General features: G+C 65.0%; 1 protein-coding gene. It reads left to right on the forward strand.

Features of this window, described 5'->3' with window-relative positions; genetic code table 11:
• On the forward strand, window positions 1–360 hold a 360-nt coding region (locus tag RZO55_RS00940), incomplete at both ends, for a CoA transferase (RefSeq protein ID WP_318062429.1).

Genomic DNA, 360 nt, shown 5'->3' on the forward strand with positions numbered 1-360 from the left:
CCAACCGGAATCGCTTGGCCCACCGGGAGGAACTGACGGAGATCCTGCAGGGGATCTTTGAAACCCGTCCCGCCGGCGCGTGGATGGCCCTGTTGCAGAAGGCGGGCATTCCCTGCGCGCCGATTCAAAGCGTCGATCAGGTTTTCAGCCATCCCCAGGTGGAGGCCCGGGAGATGGTGGTCGAGATGTCCCATCCCACCGCGGAGCGGGTGAAGTTGGTGGGCAGCCCACTCAAACTGTCCCGCACGCCGGTCACCTATCGCCGGCATCCGCCCCGGGCCGGGGAGCACACGGAGGAGGTGCTGGTGGAGTTGGGTTATTCGCAGGAGGAGATCCAAAGGCTGAAGCGGGAGCGTGTGA

Source organism: Clostridium boliviensis (assembly GCF_033342255.1).
Taxonomy (GTDB): Bacteria; Bacillota; Clostridia; order Lachnospirales; family Lachnospiraceae; genus Lacrimispora; species Lacrimispora boliviensis.